This window comes from Kitasatospora sp. NPDC088160, assembly GCF_044741445.1.
GTDB lineage: Bacteria > Actinomycetota > Actinomycetes > Streptomycetales > Streptomycetaceae > Kitasatospora.
The window spans coordinates 47,250-64,910 of record NZ_JBIUSS010000022.1; the positions used below are offsets into that span (position 1 = coordinate 47,250).

Annotated in this window: 17 protein-coding genes and 1 pseudogene; 11 read left to right on the forward strand and 7 right to left on the reverse strand. The window is 71.9% G+C overall.

The genetic code is table 11. The features are described 5' to 3' along the window. Positions 1 to 65 precede the first annotated feature (65 nt). A complete protein-coding gene (locus ACIOGZ_RS30340; protein WP_363588900.1) occupies positions 66 to 917 on the reverse strand; it encodes an alpha/beta hydrolase in 852 nt (283 codons plus the stop codon). A gap of 262 nt (positions 918 to 1,179) precedes the next feature. Between ACIOGZ_RS30340 and ACIOGZ_RS30345 the strand changes: the two genes are divergently transcribed. Next, positions 1,180 to 1,593, forward strand: a complete 414-nt coding sequence (locus tag ACIOGZ_RS30345) for a GNAT family N-acetyltransferase (RefSeq protein WP_400812009.1) — start codon at positions 1,180 to 1,182, stop codon at positions 1,591 to 1,593. A gap of 69 nt (positions 1,594 to 1,662) precedes the next feature. Next, positions 1,663 to 2,187: a GNAT family N-acetyltransferase gene (locus ACIOGZ_RS30350; RefSeq protein ID WP_363633555.1), complete on the forward strand. Its 525-nt coding sequence runs from the start codon at positions 1,663 to 1,665 to the stop codon at positions 2,185 to 2,187. A 302-nt stretch (positions 2,188 to 2,489) separates the two neighbouring features. Here the strand turns inward: ACIOGZ_RS30350 and ACIOGZ_RS30355 are convergent, their stop codons facing one another. Then, positions 2,490 to 3,062 (reverse strand): hypothetical protein, encoded by a 573-nt coding sequence (locus tag ACIOGZ_RS30355; protein WP_400988455.1) that lies wholly within the window; start codon positions 3,060 to 3,062, stop codon positions 2,490 to 2,492. A 13-nt stretch (positions 3,063 to 3,075) separates the two neighbouring features. Further along, on the reverse strand, positions 3,076 to 3,525 hold the full coding sequence (locus ACIOGZ_RS30360; protein ID WP_400988456.1) for an ATP-binding protein: 450 nt from the start codon (positions 3,523 to 3,525) through the stop codon (positions 3,076 to 3,078). A gap of 145 nt (positions 3,526 to 3,670) precedes the next feature. On the opposite strand from ACIOGZ_RS30360, the gene ACIOGZ_RS30365 reads away from it, so the two are divergent. The 5 genes and pseudogenes from ACIOGZ_RS30365 to ACIOGZ_RS30385 all read left to right on the forward strand — a co-directional run bounded on the left by ACIOGZ_RS30365 (position 3,671) and on the right by ACIOGZ_RS30385 (position 6,607). Beyond that, positions 3,671 to 4,501, forward strand: a complete 831-nt coding sequence (locus tag ACIOGZ_RS30365; RefSeq protein ID WP_400988458.1) for a Scr1 family TA system antitoxin-like transcriptional regulator — start codon at positions 3,671 to 3,673, stop codon at positions 4,499 to 4,501. Beyond that, complete coding sequence (locus tag ACIOGZ_RS30370; protein ID WP_400333150.1) at positions 4,482 to 4,694, forward strand: DUF397 domain-containing protein; 213 nt, start codon at positions 4,482 to 4,484, stop codon at positions 4,692 to 4,694. The genes ACIOGZ_RS30365 and ACIOGZ_RS30370 overlap by 20 nt, the downstream gene beginning before the upstream one ends. A gap of 39 nt (positions 4,695 to 4,733) precedes the next feature. Continuing rightward, positions 4,734 to 5,015: pseudogene (locus ACIOGZ_RS30375) on the forward strand (NUDIX domain-containing protein); the annotation flags it as partial. Next, entirely contained in the window at positions 5,015 to 5,227 is a 213-nt protein-coding gene (locus ACIOGZ_RS30380) for a DUF397 domain-containing protein (RefSeq protein WP_400988460.1), read from the forward strand. The pseudogene ACIOGZ_RS30375 and the gene ACIOGZ_RS30380, both read left to right, overlap by 1 nt. Positions 5,228 to 5,356: 129 nt before the next feature. After that, positions 5,357 to 6,607: a hypothetical protein gene (locus ACIOGZ_RS30385; RefSeq protein WP_400988462.1), complete on the forward strand. Its 1,251-nt coding sequence runs from the start codon at positions 5,357 to 5,359 to the stop codon at positions 6,605 to 6,607. A gap of 43 nt (positions 6,608 to 6,650) precedes the next feature. Here ACIOGZ_RS30385 and hrpB read toward each other — a convergent pair whose 3' ends face one another. Both hrpB and ACIOGZ_RS30395 read right to left on the reverse strand, forming a co-directional pair. Further along, positions 6,651 to 9,164, reverse strand: a complete 2,514-nt coding sequence (hrpB, locus tag ACIOGZ_RS30390; RefSeq protein ID WP_400988464.1) for an ATP-dependent helicase HrpB — start codon at positions 9,162 to 9,164, stop codon at positions 6,651 to 6,653. 49 nt (positions 9,165 to 9,213) lie between these two features. Then, positions 9,214 to 10,068, reverse strand: a complete 855-nt coding sequence (locus tag ACIOGZ_RS30395; protein ID WP_363584190.1) for a class I SAM-dependent methyltransferase — start codon at positions 10,066 to 10,068, stop codon at positions 9,214 to 9,216. Positions 10,069 to 10,482: 414 nt separating this feature from the next. Here ACIOGZ_RS30395 and rpsA point away from each other — a divergent pair, with 414 nt between their 5' ends. Together rpsA and ACIOGZ_RS30405 are read left to right on the forward strand one after the other, a co-directional pair. Then, a complete protein-coding gene (gene rpsA / locus ACIOGZ_RS30400; protein ID WP_063347134.1) occupies positions 10,483 to 11,973 on the forward strand; it encodes a 30S ribosomal protein S1 in 1,491 nt (496 codons plus the stop codon). Positions 11,974 to 12,220: 247 nt separating this feature from the next. Next, positions 12,221 to 14,437, forward strand: a complete 2,217-nt coding sequence (locus tag ACIOGZ_RS30405; RefSeq protein WP_400988465.1) for an MMPL family transporter — start codon at positions 12,221 to 12,223, stop codon at positions 14,435 to 14,437. Here the strand turns inward: ACIOGZ_RS30405 and ACIOGZ_RS30410 are convergent. After that, positions 14,417 to 14,842: a MarR family transcriptional regulator gene (locus ACIOGZ_RS30410; RefSeq protein WP_363584187.1), complete on the reverse strand. Its 426-nt coding sequence runs from the start codon at positions 14,840 to 14,842 to the stop codon at positions 14,417 to 14,419. The two genes, ACIOGZ_RS30405 and ACIOGZ_RS30410, sit on opposite strands and share 21 nt — an antisense overlap. A gap of 62 nt (positions 14,843 to 14,904) precedes the next feature. Between ACIOGZ_RS30410 and ACIOGZ_RS30415 the strand changes: the two genes are divergently transcribed. Both ACIOGZ_RS30415 and coaE read left to right on the forward strand, forming a co-directional pair. Next, entirely contained in the window at positions 14,905 to 15,546 is a 642-nt protein-coding gene (locus tag ACIOGZ_RS30415; RefSeq protein WP_363584185.1) for an MBL fold metallo-hydrolase, read from the forward strand. An 88-nt stretch (positions 15,547 to 15,634) separates the two neighbouring features. Then, a complete protein-coding gene (gene coaE, locus ACIOGZ_RS30420) occupies positions 15,635 to 16,237 on the forward strand; it encodes a dephospho-CoA kinase (protein WP_363584183.1) in 603 nt (200 codons plus the stop codon). A gap of 3 nt (positions 16,238 to 16,240) precedes the next feature. Here the strand turns inward: coaE and ACIOGZ_RS30425 are convergent, their stop codons facing one another. After that, entirely contained in the window at positions 16,241 to 17,581 is a 1,341-nt protein-coding gene (locus ACIOGZ_RS30425; RefSeq protein WP_363630289.1) for a histidine kinase, read from the reverse strand. Between the last annotated feature and the right edge of the window lie 80 nt (positions 17,582 to 17,661).

Sequence of the window (17,661 nt, forward strand, 5' to 3'; positions counted from 1 at the left end):
GGGCGGGCTGAGGGCGGCGAAACCGGCGCGCCGGTGGGGCGGCGCGCCGGGAACACTGCTCCGGGTCAGCCCGCGAGGTGCTCCAGGAGCAGCGGCACGATCCGCTCGGCGTCGGCCTCCGGCAGCCAGTGGGTGGCACCCTCCAGCGCGACGAACCGGTACGGGGCGCTGACGTGCTTGGCCGTCAGGTCGGCGGCGTCGCGGCCCAAAGCGCGGTCCTCGGTACCCCAGACGAAGAGCGTGCGGACGGTGATCTCGCCGGCCGGCACCCGGAGTTCCTCGTTGATCGCCCGGTACCAGTTGAGCCCGGCCGTCAGCACGCCCGGCTCGGTCAGCCGTCGGACGTTGGACTCGGCCTGGTCCGTCGGCAGTGCGCCCCGGTAGATCGCGCGCAGCCTGGCCGCGTCGTCGGCCAGCATGGCCTGTTCGGCCACGTGCTCCGGAAGGCGGAACTCCCTGATGTACTGGGAGCGTTCGCGCTGGTCGCTGTCGTTGTTCAGGGCCTCGTAGAGCGCCTCGGGGTGCGGGGTGGAGAGCACGGTCAGGCTGTGCAGCCGCTCCGGGTGGGTGGAGGCCAGCGCCCAGGCGACGAGGCCGCCCCAGTCGTGGGCGACCAGGTGGAAGCGCGGCGCGTCCAGGGCGTCGGCGAAGCCCAGCGCGTCCGCGACCAGCAGCTCGACGGAGTAGTCCGCGATGTCCGCGGGGCGGGCGTCGGGGGAGTAGCCGCGCTGGTCCACCGCCACCGCGCGGTAGCCGGCCGCGGCCAGCGCGGTCAGCTCGGCGCTCCAGCAGTCGGCGAACTCGGGGAACCCGTGCAGCAGCAGGACGAGTTCCCCGTCGGCGGGCCCGGCGGCCAGTCCGTCGAAGGTGTGCCGGCCGACGGTCAGACGAACGGCGGTGGGCAGGGGTGAGGACATGATCAGCTCCTGTTGGTAGCGCGTCAACAGGGCGATCACATCATAGGGTTGGGCGGGCGGATGCGGCGGGCGCTGCGGTGGCCGACGCCAGTGCTCGCCCTTGGCGCGAGGGCCCGGGCGCAGGAAGTCGGCGGGGCCGACTTCCTGCGCCCAGCTCGGCCCGTCGCCGTCGACGACCGCGCGCGGGGTCGCCGCCTTCGAGGTCTCGGGCGACGAGTGGAGCGGCGATCACGGCCGTGGATGCATGGCAGGCTGGCCCTGCATGGTGATCAGTGATGTGTCGTGGGCCGATGACGAGGTGTTGGCGGTGTGTCCTGAGCTGACGGATGCCGAACTCGACGAGTTGTTCAGCGCGTCGTGGCCGAATCACAAGCCGACCTCCTTCGCGCCGATGCTGGCCCGCAGCCTGGCTTGGATCGCGGCGCGCCGGGGGAACCGGCTGGTCGGATTCGTCAACGTCGTCGGCGACGGTGGTGTGCACGCCTTCGTCCTGGACACCACCGTGCACCCGGACGAGCGCGGGCAGGGGCTCGGGACCCGGTTGGTGAGGGCGGCTGCCAGCGAGGCGAGCGCACGCGGTGCCGAGTGGCTGCACGTCGACTACGAACCGCACCTGGAGTCCTTCTACGGTCAGTGCGGATTCCGGCCGACCGCCGCCGGGCTCATGCGACTCTGAGCGTTCCGCCTCCGTCGCAGGGATGACTGGGCAGTCTGAAGCGGTGGGTGATCGGTGAGGATCGTTGCCATGACTTACGTGATCGAAGCTGCTCGTCCGGGCGACTCCGCGCAGCTGGGGCCGTTGCTGCTGAGGGCTTGGCTGCAGACATACCCCAACCCGGAGGTGGGGATCGACGAGGACTGGATCCGTGAGCACCGCGGCTCGTCAGCTACCGCGGAAGGCATCAACCAGTGGCGGGAGTTCATCGAGGCAGCGAACCAGGACCCGGATCTGCTGTTCTGCCGTGTTCTCCGTTCTGAGACCGAGATCGTCGGCGTTCTCTGCGGGCGCCGCGGCGAGGTGGTCACTCTCGGACCGATGTATCTGCTGGAACACGTCCAGGGCCAGGGACTTGGTGGCCGCATGATGACCGAGTTCCTCACCTGGGCCGGAGCCACACCCATATGCCTATGGGCCACCGATTACAACGACAGCGCGGTCCGCTTCTACCAGCACCACGGATTCAAGGTCACGAGCGAGCGAGAGCTTTGGCAAGGAAAGCTGCCCAACCTCCGTATGACCCGCGAGGTCGCACCCAGCCTCAACAGCTGAGCTACCCGCGTTGGCAGCAACTGCCTCGAAGGCCAGCTGCGGGAGAACCCACGCCACGAGCTCGTGGGTGGGGCGAATGCAGACTCGACGGCCCGCCGCCGGAAGGGGTGGCGGGCCGCCTTGTCGACTGCTGCTGTTTCTCGTGAACATCCACGGTCCTCAAGATCGGCAACCGCGGCTCAAACCGGCAGACAAACGCTACTGCTGGAAGTGAACGAAGCCAGGGCGGTGTGCGGCAGGTGGGCTCTGCGGGGGTTGGGGGCGGGTGTGCGCAGGAAGTCGGGTGGGTCGACTTCCTGTGTTCATGGGTGGGTTGCGTGGGTGGCTTGGGCTTGGGCTTGGGTGCGGCAGTGGGTGAGGGCGGGTTTGAGGCGGGGGTCGGGGTTGGGGGTGGCGGTGAGGAGTTCGCCGGCGGTGGTGAGGGTGGTCCAGTAGTGGGTGGGGTCGCCGGTGGTGGGGTGGGGTTGGGTGGCGGTGAGGGAGAGGTAGGCGGTGGTGAGGTTGCCGGTGGTGAACCAGCGGGTGAGGCCGTGTTGGTGGCCGGCGCGGATGCTGCCGTGGGCGTCGATGGCGGTGAGGAAGAGGTCGATGACGGCGAGGTCGCGGTCGTCGGGGGTCTTGGGGATGTCGAAGACGCCGAGGGCTTCGAGGAGTTCGCCGGTGTCGTTCTCGGTGCCGGGGCGGGGGTTGGCGAGGAGGGCGTCGTAGCAGTCGTCGAGGCGGCGTTGGGTTTCGGCGGCGGGGATGCCGAGGGCGGTGCAGACGGCGCGGGCTGAGCGCAGGGGCTCGCGGGTGCGGCGGGCGAGGGTGGCGTAGGTGTCGGCGGGGGTGGAGCCGGTGTCGAACAGGTGGCGGGCGGTGAGGGGGAGTCGCATGGTGGGCACCTGTTCAGACGGTGAGGAGGGTGGACGTGGGGGAGGACGTGGGGGCGATCAGGGCCCAGACGAACTTGCCGACGCCGCCGGCGCGGGGGCAGCAGCCCCACTTCTCGGCGAGTTCGTTGATGAGGAGGACGCCGCGTCCGTGTTCGTCGTCGGGGGTGGGGGTGTGGAGGGAGGGGCGGCCGGTGCCGGCGTCGTGGACTTCGAGGCGCAGGCGGTCGGCGGTGAGGGAGAAGCGGATTTCGATGAGGCGGTCGGTGGGGGCGTCGGTGTGCTGGACGGCGTTGGCGAAGAGTTCGCCGAGGAGGAGTTCGGCGGTGTCGCGGTAGCGGTCGCCGGTGGGGAGGGCGGCGAGGTAGGCGCGGAGCAACTGCCGGGCGACGGGGGTGGATTCGGTCCGCGAGTCCAGGCGCGCGGCGAACGTGCGGGGGCGGTGGGCGGCGCAGGTTTTGAGCATGGCGAGGCACCTCGGAGGGCGGAGTGGAAGAGCGTCACGGCGTCGCTTCGATGTGTAGTGATGCGACTACCCAGAGCACTCACTGTGGCTTAGTATTGGCCATGCCTTCAACTCTTCGGACCGGAAGGGAAAGTCGCTAGCGATCATGAACCGTAAGGAACTTGACCCCGACTCCTCACCCACCGCCAAGTTTGGTGTGCTGCTTCGGCAGGCCAGAGAGGCGAGAGGCTGGACGCAGGAACAGTTGGGGGGACTCGTCGGGTACTCTGCCGTTCACATCTCCGCCGTGGAAACTGGACGAAAGTCTCCAACCAGTAAATTTTCGAAGAGAATTGATGGCGTGTTTGAAACGGATCAGTTCGAACGAGAGTGGCGCCAGTCCGGACAGAGAGTTCTGTTCGAGGGCTTCGACCAGTACGCAGCCAAAGAGCGGGAGTCCGTGGCCATTCGGATCTTCGAGCTGGACATGGTGCCTGGCATGCTCCAGCACCCGGACTACAGTGCCGCGTACGAGATGGCGCCGGTTCGACGGGGTGAAGCCACGCAGGAGCAGGCGGAGGAGCGGCTGAAGGTCTTGGCCGGACGCCAGCGGCTGCTCGACCGTCCTGTGACGGTCCACGTGGTCCTCGACGAGTCGGTTCTACGGCGTCAAATCGGCGGAGCGGCTGTTATGGCCCGCCAGATGCAATATCTGGAAGACCTTGCGGCGCGCCCCCACGTCATCCTCCAAGTCGCCCCGTTCACGCTTGGTGAGTCGCGCCCCTTCTCGCACTCGGTCACCTTGTTGACCCTGCCCACTCGCACGATGGTTGGGTACACCGAAACGCTGGGGCGGAGCCTTCTGGAACGGGACTCTGAGGTCGTGGCCGGATGGGCTGGCCAGTACGATCGCCTTCAGGTCGACGCTCTCACCCGGCCGGACAGCGCGGCCATGATCCGGGAGGCACGGAACGATTATGAACGGCACGCACGATGACCACCCGGCTGACGCCGCGTGGCGAAAGAGTTCCTACAGCAACGGGCAAGGCGGGTGTGTCGAGGTCGACGACTCGCGCCCTGGAACGGTTCGCGACTCCAAGGACCCCGACGGACCAGCCTTGGCGTTCCCGGTCGACGCCTGGTCCAGCTTCGTCGGCGCCGTCCGTTCTGGCGAGTTCGGCGACGTCTGAGGAGGCTCGCACGTCTTTTGACAGCGGAGGCGGAAGAGCATGCCCAGGCGTGATTACGAGGACGACCCGGACGCCCCCGAGGCGAACTCGCTCGTTCCGGCCGCGTCCGTCGTCGTGGTCGACGACACCGGCTGCGTCCTCCTTCAGCGCCGGACTGACAACGGGATGTGGGCCCTGCCCGGCGGCAGGATGGACATCGGCGAGTCGCTCGCCGGGTGCGGGATCCGGGAGACGCGCGAGGAGACCGGTGTCGACGTCGAGATCACCGGGATCGTCGGCACCTATACCGACCCCCGGCACGTCTTCGCCTACGACGACGGATGACGTGGAACGAGTTCGGCACGGTCAGCTGGCGCAAGAGCAGCTACAGCGGCGACAACGGGGGCGACTGCATCGAGGTGGCCCCCGGATTCCCCGGCCTCGTCCCCGTGCGTGACTCCAAGGACCCGCACGGGCCGGTGCTCGTCTTCCCGGCCTCGGCCTGGACGTCCTTCCTCTCCTCCGTCCAGGCCGGTGACTTCCCGGAGCGGTGACCCGCCGCCGGGGGCGCATCGCCTTCCGCATGCGCCTGTCGCAGCCTGAAACGCGCCTTCTGACCAGGCGAAGCGCGGTTCGGTCCCTACGCTGGATATCGGCCCGCCAGCCCCGTCGAAGGACCGCGTATGCGCCGCTCCCGTCTCATGCTGTCCCTGGCCCTGTCCGCCGTGACTGCCTCCGCCCTCGTCGCCGCCGACGCCGCGCCGGACGGGCCGGTCCCGTCGGTCAGCCTGCCGGTGCTCCGCGACCCGCAGGCCCAGCAGAAGCTCCACCGCATGACGGACCCGGTGCAGGACTGGGTGGAGTCCGGCGACCCGGCGGCGGACGGCTACGCCGGGACCGTGATCGACGCGTCGAACCAGCACGCCGACGTCTACTGGAAGGGCGAGGCCCCGGCCGAGGTCCGGGCGCTGCTCGACGCGAACGCGGGCCCCGGCTACACCGTCGACGTCCACCAAAGCCCTTACTCCCGCGCGGAGATGCGCGCCGCGATCGACCGGTTCACCGCCGCTGTGGCGCCCGAGGCGTGGACGTCGATCGGCCCGCAGGAGGACGGCACCGCCATCGCGATCACGTACGTGCCGGCGAAGGCGACCCGGCCGACCGGCGGCGCCACGACCGAGCAGGCGTACTCCCGGACGGCCGCCGAGATCGCCGGGATGCCGGTGACGGCCACCGTCGAGGGCATCCCTGCAGCGCTGTCCGGCAGCCGGCACTCCGACAGCGCGCCGTACTACGCGGGCGCCGAGGTCAACACCGGCAAGGCCTCGTTCTGCTCGACCGCGTTCAGCGGTTGGAAGGACAGGACGAAGGTGCTGCTGACCGCCGCACACTGCGGCGGCGGCCGGTACTACAACGGCACGGGCGGCTACATCGGCGACCTGTACGCGATCGGCGACGGTTTGGACGTCGGCATGATCGCGATCAACGGTAACGGCACCGGCCGGTTCTACGACGGTGCCTGGTCGGACAGCAGCGGTTCGTCGCGACGCACGTACGGGATCGGACGCAACAACGTGGGGGACCTCGTCTGCCTCAGCGGCGCCCAGTCGGGGTGGAAGTGCGACGTGGAGGTCAAGAAGGTCGATGTCGAGACGACGAACGACGAGGGGACGAAGATCAAGCCGGTGGACATCGCGGAGTCGAAGGGTGGTGACCGACGGGCGATCGGCGCGAAGGGCGACAGCGGCGGCCCCGCACTCGCCAACCCGTCCGGCGCGAACGGCGACATGGAGGCTCGCGGCGTGATCGTGGCCGGAAGGTCGGAGGTCGGTTGCCCGGCTGGATCGACGGCACACTCGACGACCTGCTACGCGCAGGTGCTCTACGTGCCGATGACGCCGGTGGTGAACCAGATGGGCTTCTCGATCTCCTGACGGCAGCGCGAGCCGGGAATCCCGCCCCCGCCGAGGAGGAGTGTCAGTTCCGCGGGTTGAGGCGGCGGGTGGGCTCCGCCGTCGACGGGTCCTCGGGCCAGGGGTGGCGGGGGTAGCGGCCTCTCAGCTCTGCGCGGACGGCGCGGTAGCCGTTCTGCCAGAAGGATGCGAGGTCGCCGGTGACGGCGGCGGGGCGGCCGGCGGGGGAGAGCAGGTGAATGGTCAGCGGGACGCGGCCGGCGGCCAGGGCAGGGGTCTTGGTCCAGCCGAAGAGTTCCTGCAACTTGACGGCCAGCACCGGGCGTTCGGTGGTGTAGTCGACGCGTATCTTCGAGCCGGACGGCACGGTGACGCGCTCGGGGGCCAGCTCGTCCAGGCGGCCTGCCTCGCCGGTGGACCAGGGCAGCAGGCGTTGCAGGGCGGCGGTCGTATCGATGCGGGCGAGGTCGGCGCGGCGACGGGCGCGGGAGAGTTCGGGCTCCAGCCATTCGTCGGCGCGTTCCAGCAGCGCGGCGTCGGAGACGTCCGGCCAGGGGTCGCCCATGGCGGTGTGGAGGAAGGCGAGGCGTTCGCGCAGGCCGGAGGGGAATGTCAGCAGGGTGCTGATGCCCTCGCGGGCCAGGCCTTCGAGGATGGCGGTGCGGACGAGGGCCCGGTTGGGGCGGCTGAGCGGCTTCTCGGCGAGTTCGATCGCGCCCAGCGATTCGACCCGGCGGGAGACGACCTCGTCGCGGCGGGTGTCCCAGTGGACTTCCTCGCGGGATTCGAGCAGCGAGGCACCGGCAAGCCGGGCGGTGTCCTCGTCCAGTGCCGCAGCGTGCAGGATCCGGGCGGACGGGGAACCGGCCGGGCGGTCGGCGACTGCGATGGCGAGCCACGGCAGTGCGCCGAGCGCGGTGCCGGGCGCGAGTTCGGCCGCCGTCCCGGAGGCCATCAGGTACGGGCTGCGCTCGCCGGGGGCGGGGCGTTCGACCCGGGCGCGGGCGATGCGTTCGGGGAAGGCGAGGGCGACGACGAGGCCGGCGGCGGTCGTGTCGGGTAGCTGAGTGGCGGCTTCGGAGCCGGCGGCGCGCAGCAGGCGGCGGACTTCCTCGCGCCAGCGGCCGGCGTAGGGGTCGTTGGAGGAGCGGACCGCCCGCCAGACCGCGCCGAGGTCGTCGCCGAGGGCGCGCGGCGGTTCCTCGGAGAGCAGGGCGACCACCTCGGCGGCCCGACGGGCGCCGACGGCAGAGGCGCCGTCCACGAGCGCCCGCCCCAGCCGGGGGTGCAGCCCGGTGCGGGCGAGGCGCACGCCGCGCGGAGTCGCCCGGCCGTCGGCGTCGACGGCGCCGAGGGCCTGGAGGGTCTGCCGGGCGGCGGCCATCGCCCCGGCGGGCGGGGCGTCGGGCAGGGCGAGGCCGGTGGCGTCCGGGTCGCCCCAGCAGGCGGCCTGGAGAGCGAACGTGGTGAGGTCGGCGAGGGCGATCTCGGGGGTGGGGAAGCGGGTGGCGAGGGCGTCCTCGACCTCGTTCCAGCAGCGGTACACGGTGCCGGGGGCCTCGCGGCCCGCACGGCCGGCGCGCTGGCGGGCGGCGGCGAGCGAGGCGCGGACGGTGACCAGGCCGGCCAGGCCGCGGGCGTGGTCGGTGCGGGGTTCGCGGGCGAGCCCGGCGTCGATGACGACGCGGACGCCGGGCACGGTGAGCGAGGACTCGGCGACGGCGGTGGCGAGCACGACGCGGCGGCCGTCCGAGGGGGTGAGGGCGGCGTCCTGGACGGCCTGCGGGGCGCGGCCGTGGAGTTGTAGTACGTCCGCCGCCACGGTGGACAACTGCCCGGCGACACGGCTGATCTCGCCGACGCCGGGCAGGAAGCAGAGCACGTCGCCCGCCTGCTCGGCGAGCGCCCGCCGGACGGTGGCGGCGACGTGGTCGAGCAGCGCCGGGTCGACCCGGGTGCCGTGGGCGGGCCGGACGGCGCGCGGCGGCGGTGCCCACACCGTCTCGACCGGGTGGGAGACTCCGTGCGCCTCCACCACCGGCGCGCCGCCGAGGAGTTCGGCCCAGGCCGCGGTGTCGGAGGTGGCCGAGGCGCAGACCAGCCGCAGTTCGGGCCGCAGTGCCGCCCGGACGTCGAGGAGGAACGCGAGCGCGGTGTCGGCGTCCAGGTGCCGTTCGTGGCACTCGTCCAGGACGACCACGTCGACGCCGGGCAACTCCTGGTCGCGCTGGAGCCGTTGCAGCAGCACCCCGGTGGTGACCACCTCGACCACCGTCTCCGGGCCGACGCGACGGTCCCCGCGCACGGTGTAGCCGACCCGCCCGCCGACCGCCTCGCCCAGCAACCAGGCCATCCGCCGGGCAGCGGCCCGGACGGCGAGCCGGCGCGGTTCGGCGACCAGCACGCGAAGCGTCGGACGCTCGGGATCGAGCAGACCGGCGAGCGCGAGCGGCACCAGCGTCGTCTTGCCGGTGCCGGGCGGGGCGGCGAGGACGGCGGTGCCCGGCCCGTCCAGCGCGTCGTGCAGTGCGGGCAGGGCGCTGCGGACGGGCAGTTCGCGCCAGGCGGGGTTGGGCAAGGCGGGGTTCGGCGAGGCGGGGTTGGGCAAGGCGGCGTTCGGCAAGGCGTCAGCCCCGCTCGGCGACGAAGATCGCGGTGCCGGGGATCAGCCGCCCGCGCAGCGGGGACCAGCCGCCCCACTCCTGCTCCAGGCCGACCGGCCACTCGGGCTCGACCAGGTCGGTCAACCGGAAGCCGGCGCCGACGAGTTCGCGGACCCGGTCGCCGATGGTGCGGTGGTGCTCGACGTAGCTGGCACGGCCGTGCTCGTCCTCCTCGACGTAGGGGGTGCGGTCGAAGTAGGAGGAGGCGGCGGTGAGGCCCTCGACGCCGGGCTCGTCGGGGAAGGCCCAGCGGATCGGGTGGGTGACGGAGAACACCCAGCGGCCGCCGGGGCGCAGCACCCGGTGCACCTCGCGCATCAGGGCGGCGGTGTCGGCGCTGAACGGGACGGCGCCGTAGGCGGAGCAGGCGAGGTCGAAGGAGGCGTCGGCGAAGGGCAGGACGGCGGCGTCGGCCTGGACGACGGCGACGGGGGTGGCGCCGCGGCCGAGGTCGATCCGGCGGGAGTGCTGGAGTTGGCGGTGGGAGATGTCCAGGGCGACGGGGCGGGCGCCGCGGCCGGCCAGCCAGCGCGAGCACTGGGCGGCGCCGGCGCCGATCTCCAGCACGTCCTTGTCCGCGACCTCGCCGAGGAGGTGGGCGTCGGCCTCGTCGAGGCCTTCGGGGCACCAGGTGAAGCGGTCGTCGCCGAGGAACTCCCCGTGCTCGTCCTGGTACTCGTCGGCGTTGCGGTCCCACCAGTGCCGGCTGGCCCGGCTGCTCTCCCCGGTGCCGGCCGCGCGCCGTACCGCGTCGTCGCCGTCGCCGTCAAGATCATGCAGGTCGGACTGGGGGGTGGTGGCCACGGTGATAATGCCCATCGCGTAGGGTGTGGAGTGCGGAAGCGCCGCTGCCGAGACCGGGCCCGTCAAGGACCCGATCCTGGTGGTGGCATCCGGGGAAGGGCCCCCTTCGGGCGCCACCGCAAGGTGCGCAATCGGAGGATATGGCCTGATCCACACCGGGCTCCACCGTCTTGCCGCTCTTGGCGTTGACCGTGCCTGGCCGTCCCCGTATGCTACAAGTTGCGCTGCGGGCCTGCGCGCCTCAGACGGAGCAGGTCGCGCTCGCATCTGTCGAAGACCCCACGGTCGCAAGACGGACGCCGGATTTCTCGCTGTGCGGGAATGCCGGTGCGCCGTGCTCTTGGCTGTCCGGCTTTCGGTGGGAGCGATACGGGCCCTCCGCGTGGCATTACCTACGACTTTCATGTCCGTACCGGAGCCCTTTTCCTAATGACGAGCCCCACCGACTCCTCCCTCAGCACCACCCCGCAGGTCGCGGTCAACGACATCGGCGACGCCGAGGCGTTCCTCGCCGCCATCGACGAGACCATCAAGTACTTCAACGATGGCGACATCGTCGAGGGCGTCATCGTGAAGGTCGACCGTGACGAGGTCCTCCTCGACATCGGTTACAAGACCGAGGGCGTCATCCCGTCCCGCGAGCTCTCGATCAAGCACGACGTCGACCCGCACGAGGTCGTCGCCGTCGGTGACAACATCGAGGCCCTGGTTCTCCAGAAGGAGGACAAGGAGGGTCGTCTCATCCTGTCCAAGAAGCGCGCTCAGTACGAGCGTGCCTGGGGCACGATCGAGAAGATCAAGGAAGAGGACGGCATCGTCACCGGTACCGTCATCGAGGTCGTCAAGGGTGGTCTCATCCTCGACATCGGCCTCCGTGGCTTCCTGCCGGCCTCGCTCGTCGAGATGCGCCGCGTCCGCGACCTCCAGCCCTACGTGGGCAAGGAGCTCGAGGCCAAGATCATCGAGCTGGACAAGAACCGCAACAACGTGGTCCTGTCCCGCCGTGCCTGGCTGGAGCAGACCCAGAGCGAGGTCCGCCAGACCTTCCTCACCACCCTGCAGAAGGGCCAGGTGCGCTCCGGCGTCGTCTCCTCGATCGTCAACTTCGGTGCCTTCGTGGACCTGGGTGGCGTCGACGGCCTGGTGCACGTCTCCGAGCTGTCCTGGAAGCACATCGACCACCCGTCCGAGGTTGTCGAGGTCGGCCAGGAGGTCACCGTCGAGGTTCTCGACGTTGACATGGACCGCGAGCGCGTCTCCCTGTCGCTGAAGGCGACCCAGGAGGACCCGTGGCAGCAGTTCGCCCGTACCCACCAGATCGGCCAGGTCGTTCCGGGTAAGGTCACCAAGCTGGTTCCGTTCGGTGCGTTCGTCCGCGTGGACGAGGGCATCGAGGGTCTGGTCCACATCTCCGAGCTGGCCGAGCGCCACGTGGAGATCCCGGAGCAGGTCGTCCAGGTCGGCGACGAGATCTTCGTCAAGGTCATCGACATCGACCTCGAGCGTCGCCGCATCAGCCTGTCGCTCAAGCAGGCCAACGAGGCGCTGGGTGCCAACCCGGCCGAGGTCGAGTTCGACCCGACCCTGTACGGCATGGCCGCCTCGTACGACGACCAGGGCAACTACATCTACCCGGAGGGCTTCGACCCCGAGGCGAACGACTGGCTGGCCGGCTTCGAGAAGCAGCGTGAGGAGTGGGAGCGCCAGTACGCCGAGGCGCAGTCCCGCTTCGAGCAGCACCAGGCCCAGGTCATCAAGAGCCGTGAGGCCGACGCCGAGGCCGCTGCCGAGGGTGGCGACGCCGTCGCCGCCGCTGCCGGTGGCTCCTACTCGTCCAGCAGCGACGAGGGCTCCGGCGCTCTCGCCTCGGACGAGGCCCTGGCGGCCCTGCGCGAGAAGCTGGCGGGCGGCCAGAGCTGAAGCTCTGACCCGCTGCCAGTGCCTGGCGCATAGCTGAACGGTGGGCCCCACCCGGAGAAATCCGGGTGGGGCCCATTTCGTTTTCCGCCTTTGGTCGGGGTCTTTTACTTCACGTTCTTTCGTTTTTCGCCTTCACTTATTTGTGGTTTATGTGAAGGAATTTTGTGAGATGTGGCTCATTGTCCGTCTATAGGTCGAACATCGGGTTGCACCTACATTGAGGGGAGCTGCCCGAAAGGCCTCCTTGATGCGCAACGCTCCCACCGCTGCCGGCGACCCCGCGGTCCCCGGGCGGCTCGCCGCCCTCGGCCGGTTCTGCTTCCGCCACCGCCGCTGGGTGCTCGGCCTCTGGGCCGCCGTCCTGGTCGTGGGCGTGCTGATCGGCGGCCGGGTCTTCGAAGGAACAGTGGCCGGTGCCTCCTCCGCCACCGCCGAAGCCGACCGGGGCAACGCGGTGGTCGCCGCGACCGACCCGGCCCGCGGCACCGTCACCGCCGTCGTGGACGGGAAGCCGGTCGACGACCCGGCCGTACGGGCCGCCGTCACCAAGGTCACCGCCGACCTCGCCGCCCTCCCCGGCGTCTCCTCCGCGCTCGACGCCTACGGCACCGGCCCGGCGCCCGCCGCACTGCGCTCCGCCGACGGCACCGCGAGCCTGGTCACCGTACGGATGGCCGACACCAGCACCTCCGCCCAGACCGACGCCGTCACCCAGCGCCTCGCCGCGCTGAACGGCGAGGCCGGCGCCCACGTCACCGTCGGCGGGGACCTGGTGCTCCAGGACGAGGTCAAGAAGCAGACCGAACAGGACACCCGCTTCGGCGAGATGGTGACGCTGCCGCTCACCCTGATCGTCATGGTGCTGGTCTTCGGCGGCCTCGCCGCGGCCAGCCTGCCGGTGATCGGCGCGGTCGCCTCGGTGGGCGGCGCGCTGCTGGCCATGTTCGGTTTCAGCCGGATCATGGACATCGACACCAGCGTGCTGCCGATCGCCACCGTGCTCGGGCTCGGGCTCTCGATCGACTACGCGCTGCTCATGGTGAACCGCTTCCGGGAGGAACGCGGGCACGGCGCGGGCATCGCCGCCGCCGTCGAACGCACCGCCGCGACCGCCGGGCGCACCGTCGCCTTCTCCGGCCTCACCGTCGCCGTCGCGCTCTCCGGCCTGTTCGTCTTCACCAGCCCGGTGCTCGGCGCGGTCGCCGCCGCCGGGGTGAGCGTGGTGGTGATCGCGGTCGCCGCCGCGCTGACCCTGATCCCCGCGCTGCTCGGCTTCGCCGGCTCCCGGATCAAGGCGCCCGCCGCGCCCGTCCCCGACGAGGGCTTCTTCAGCCGGACCGTCCGCCGGGTCGGCAAGCGGGCGGTGCCGGTCGCGCTCGCCTGCGTCGCCCTGTTGATGGCCGCCGGCGCGCCCTTCCTGCACGCCGACATGCGCAACTCCGGCGCCGCAGTGCTGCCCGCCTCCTCGGCCGGGCGGCAGGTCGCCGACGCCGTCGACCAGCGCTTCCCGCAGGCCGCGGCCGCGCCGATCACCGTCGTCGTCGAGGGCGGCGCGCCCGTCGCCCAGGCGTACGCGGACGACGTCGTCGCCAAGCTGCCCGGGGTCGCCGGGGTGCGGGCGGTGACCCCGGTGAGCGACTCGGTGTCCACCGTCGACGTGCTCGTCCACGGCGACCCGCAGGGCCACCAGGCCAAGCAGGTCGTCCAGGAGCTGCGGGCCGACCGCGGCGGGCTGAAGACCTATGTCACCGGCGGCGCGGCCTCGGTCGTCGACTTCAAGGACGAGCTGATGTCGCGGGGCCCCTGGGCACTCGGGCTGGTCGCGGTCGGCACGCTGGTGCTGCTCTTCCTGATGACCGGCTCGGTGGTGATGCCGGTCAAGGCGCTGCTGATGAACCTGCTGTCGCTGGGCGCCTCGCTCGGCGCGCTCACCCTGGTGTTCCAGGACGGGTACTTCAGTGGGCTGCTCGGCTTCAGCCCCACCGGCGGGCTGGAGACCTTCATCCCGGTGCTGGTCTTCGCCTTCGCGTTCGGGCTGTCCATGGACTACGAGGTGTTCCTGCTCGCCCGGATCAAGGAACTGCGGGACAAGGGACACAGCTGCACCAGGGCGGTGGAGCTCGGGGTCCAGCGCAGTGGCCGGATCATCACCTCGGCGGCGCTGCTGATGGTGATCGTGTTCGCCGGGTTCGCCCTCGGGGACATGCTCATGGTCAAGCAGATGGGCATCGCGCTGGCCGTCGCCGTCGCGGTGGACGCCACCCTGGTGCGCTGCCTGCTGGTGCCCGCCGCGATGAGCCTGTTCGGCGAGTTCAACTGGTGGGCGCCCGCCCCGCTGCGGCGCCTGCACCGGCGCTTCGGGCTGAGCGAGCACGTCGAACTGCCGACCGTCGGCGCGACGGCAGTTCCGGCTCCGCGGCCGGAGGCCAGGGACCTGGTGGGTTCAGCGCAGTCGGCGCAGTAGGTCGACGCCCGCCCTCAGGGTCAGCCGCTCCTCCGGGGTGAGGCGGGCCTCGATGGCGGTGGCGATCCGCTGCTCCCGGCGGGCGCGCTGCTCCAGCAGGGCGGCGCGGCCCGCTCCGGTCGCGGTGACCAGCAGTTTCCGGCCGTCGGTGGGGTGAGGCTGCTGGGTGACGAGCCCGGCCTCGGTCAGCAGGGCGACGGTGCGGGCCATCGACTGGTGGCGGACGCGCTGGTGCTCGGCGAGTTCGGCGACGGTGCAGGCGCGTTCGTCGCGGACGAGGACGCCGAGGACGCCGGCCTGGTTCTGCGGCAGCTCGTCGTCCGGGCGCAGGGAGCGGACCAGGTCGCCGATGGCGGCGCGCAGCTCGGCGGCGAGTTCGAGGGTTTCGGGAGCCGGACTGTTCATGGGAGAAGCCTACCGGGAGTCTCCACAGCAAAACTGTACAGTCATGCTGTATGGTCTGCCGCATGAGGATCACCAAGTTCGGACACGCCTGCGTACGCCTGGAGCACGACGGGACGACCGTCGTCGTCGACCCCGGGGCGTTCACCGACCCCGCCGCGCTGACCGGGGCCGACGCCGTCCTGATCACCCACGAGCACATGGACCACTTCGAGGAGGCCCGGCTGCGCGCCGCCCTGGAGGCCGACCCGGCCCTTCGGGTGTGGACCAACAGCGCGGTCGCCGCCCAACTGGACGGCGTGGCGCAGCGCGTCGCCGTGGTCGGCGAGGGCGACGCCTTCGAGGTCGGCGGGGTCGGGGTGAGCGTGCACGGCGAGTGGCACGCGGTCATCCACCGGGACATCCCGCGGGTGAAGAACATCGGCTTCCTCTTCGACGGCCGGCTGTTCCACCCCGGCGACGCCTTCACCGTGCCGCCGCACTCGGTGGACACCCTGCTGCTGCCGCTCGCGGCGCCGTGGAGCAAGGCCGGTGAGGTCGTCGACTACGTCCGGGAGGCCGCCCCGCGGGTGGCGGTGCCGGTGCACGAGGCGACGCTGAGCCCGATCGGGCACATGATCGCCACCCGGCTGCTCGGGCCGGACGGGCCGGGCACGGGCGCGGAGCTGACCGTGCTCGGGGAGGGCGAGAGCCTGGAGCTGGGCTGACGGTGCCGGGAGGCGGGGCCGGACCGGTGCTGGTTGCGCGATGGTCGGCCGCTGGTCCCGGCGGTCCGGGCGCCGGTAGCCTGACGCCATGCTGAAGATCGGACTGACGGGTGGCATCGGCGCCGGCAAGAGCGAGGTGTCCCGGCTCTTCGCCGCCCACGGCGCGGTGATCGTGGACTCCGACGTGATCGCCCGCGAGGTGGTCGCGCCCGGGACGGACGGTCTGGCGGCCGTGGCCGCCGAGTTCGGGCCGCAGGTGCTGCGCGAGGACGGCGCGCTCGACCGCCCGGCCCTCGGCGCGATCGTGTTCGCCGACCCGGCGCGGCTCCAGGCGCTGAACGCGATCGTCCACCCGCTGGTGCGCGCCCGGTCCGCCGAACTGGAGGCCGCGGCCGCGCCGGACGCGGTGGTGGTGCACGACGTGCCGCTGCTCGCGGAGAACGGCCTCGCCCCGCTGTACGACCTGGTCGTGGTGGTCGACGCGGCCGACGACGTGCGGGTGGAGCGGCTGGTGCGGCTGCGCGGGATGGCCGAGGACGAGGCCCGGGCCCGGATGGCCGCGCAGGCCTCGCGGGCGGACCGGCTGGCGATCGCCGACGTGGTGATCGACAACGGCGGGCCGCTGGAGGCGCTCGTGGCGCGGGTCGACGAGGTGTGGGCGGAGCTGGTGAAGCGCGCCGCCGCTGCCTGAGGTTCAGGCGGCGGTCAGCGGCAGACGGGCCCGGACGGCGAAGCCGCCCTCGGTGGTGGGGCCGGCGTGCAGGGTGCCGCCGAGGTCGTCGGCGCGGGTGCGCATGCCGTCCAGGCCGTGGCCGCCGGAGGGCAGCCGGAGTCCGTCCGGGTCGGCCGCCGTGGCGGGGGAGTTGACGATGTCGAGGCGCAGCCCGTCCGGGTGGACCTCGACGGTGACGGCGACCTCGGCGGCCGGGGCGTGCTTGTGGGCGTTGGTCAGGGCTTCCTGGACGATCCGGTAGGTGGCGTACTGCACGGCCGGTCCGGGTGCGGGCAGTCCTTCGGCGGGGCCGGTGAGGGTGAGGTCGACGGCGAGTCCGGCCTGGCGGGACTCCTCGACCAGGGCGGGCAGTCCGTGCAGTGAGGGGCCCTGGTCGGAGGCCGGGGTGAGGACGCCGAGCAGGCCGCGCAGCTCGGTGAGGGCCTGGAGGCCGAGAGTGCGGATCAGGCCGAGGGTCTCCCGGACGGCGGTCGGGTCGTCGGCGGCCGCGACCTGGCAGGCGCCGGCGTGCAGGGTGATGAGGGAGACGCGGTTGGAGACCACGTCGTGCATCTCCCGGGCGAGCCGGGCGCGTTCGGCGGCGGCGGCGCGCTCCTCGGCGTACCGGCGGGCCGCCTCCAGCAGCCGGTTGCGTTCGGCGAGCGCGGCGACGGCGCGGGCGCGATGGTGGGCGGTGAGGCCGAGGGCGAGCGGGACGGCGCCGAAGACCAGCGGGTCCTCGGCCAGGTTGGCGAGGGCGGAGAGGCTGCTGACGTCCCCGAGGTCCATGGGGAGGAGCAGGCGCACCCCGGCCAGCACGGCCAGGACGGCCGGCACCCGGGTGGCGCCGCGCCGCGTGGCCAGCCCGTAGAGGGCGACGGCGAGCGGGAGTTGGCCGCCCAGCAGGGTGACGGCGGCGACGGCCGCCGGGTACCGCAGGCGGACGGCGAGGGCGAGCGCGCCGGCCGCCACCAGGCCCGCGTTGACCGGTGCCGAGGTGGTCGGCCCGATGTCGGGGTCGCCCGCGGCGAGCGGGACGAGCACCAGCAGCACCAGGACGGTCGGCCCGAGCGCGACGACCGGGCCGGGCAGGCGCAGCGGCGGGCCCGGCAGCGGTACCGCGGCGAGGGCGGAGTCCAACTGGTCGGCGGGGTGGGTCCGGTGGGCCGCGCCGGCGTGGTGGGTGGCGTGGGGCTGGTGGGCGGCGTCGGCTTGGTGGGCGGCGTCGGGCTGGTCGGTGGACTGGTGGTGCTGGTGACGGGTGGGGTCCAACCGGCCGGTGGGGCGCCGGAGTCGGGGCCGCTGCTGGGTGGGCTGGCGCATGGGGGCATGCTCGCACACCCCGTCCGGCCCGGGGTGGCGAGCGGGCCGCAGTGGCCGGGAACAGCCTGGAATTCGCCTTC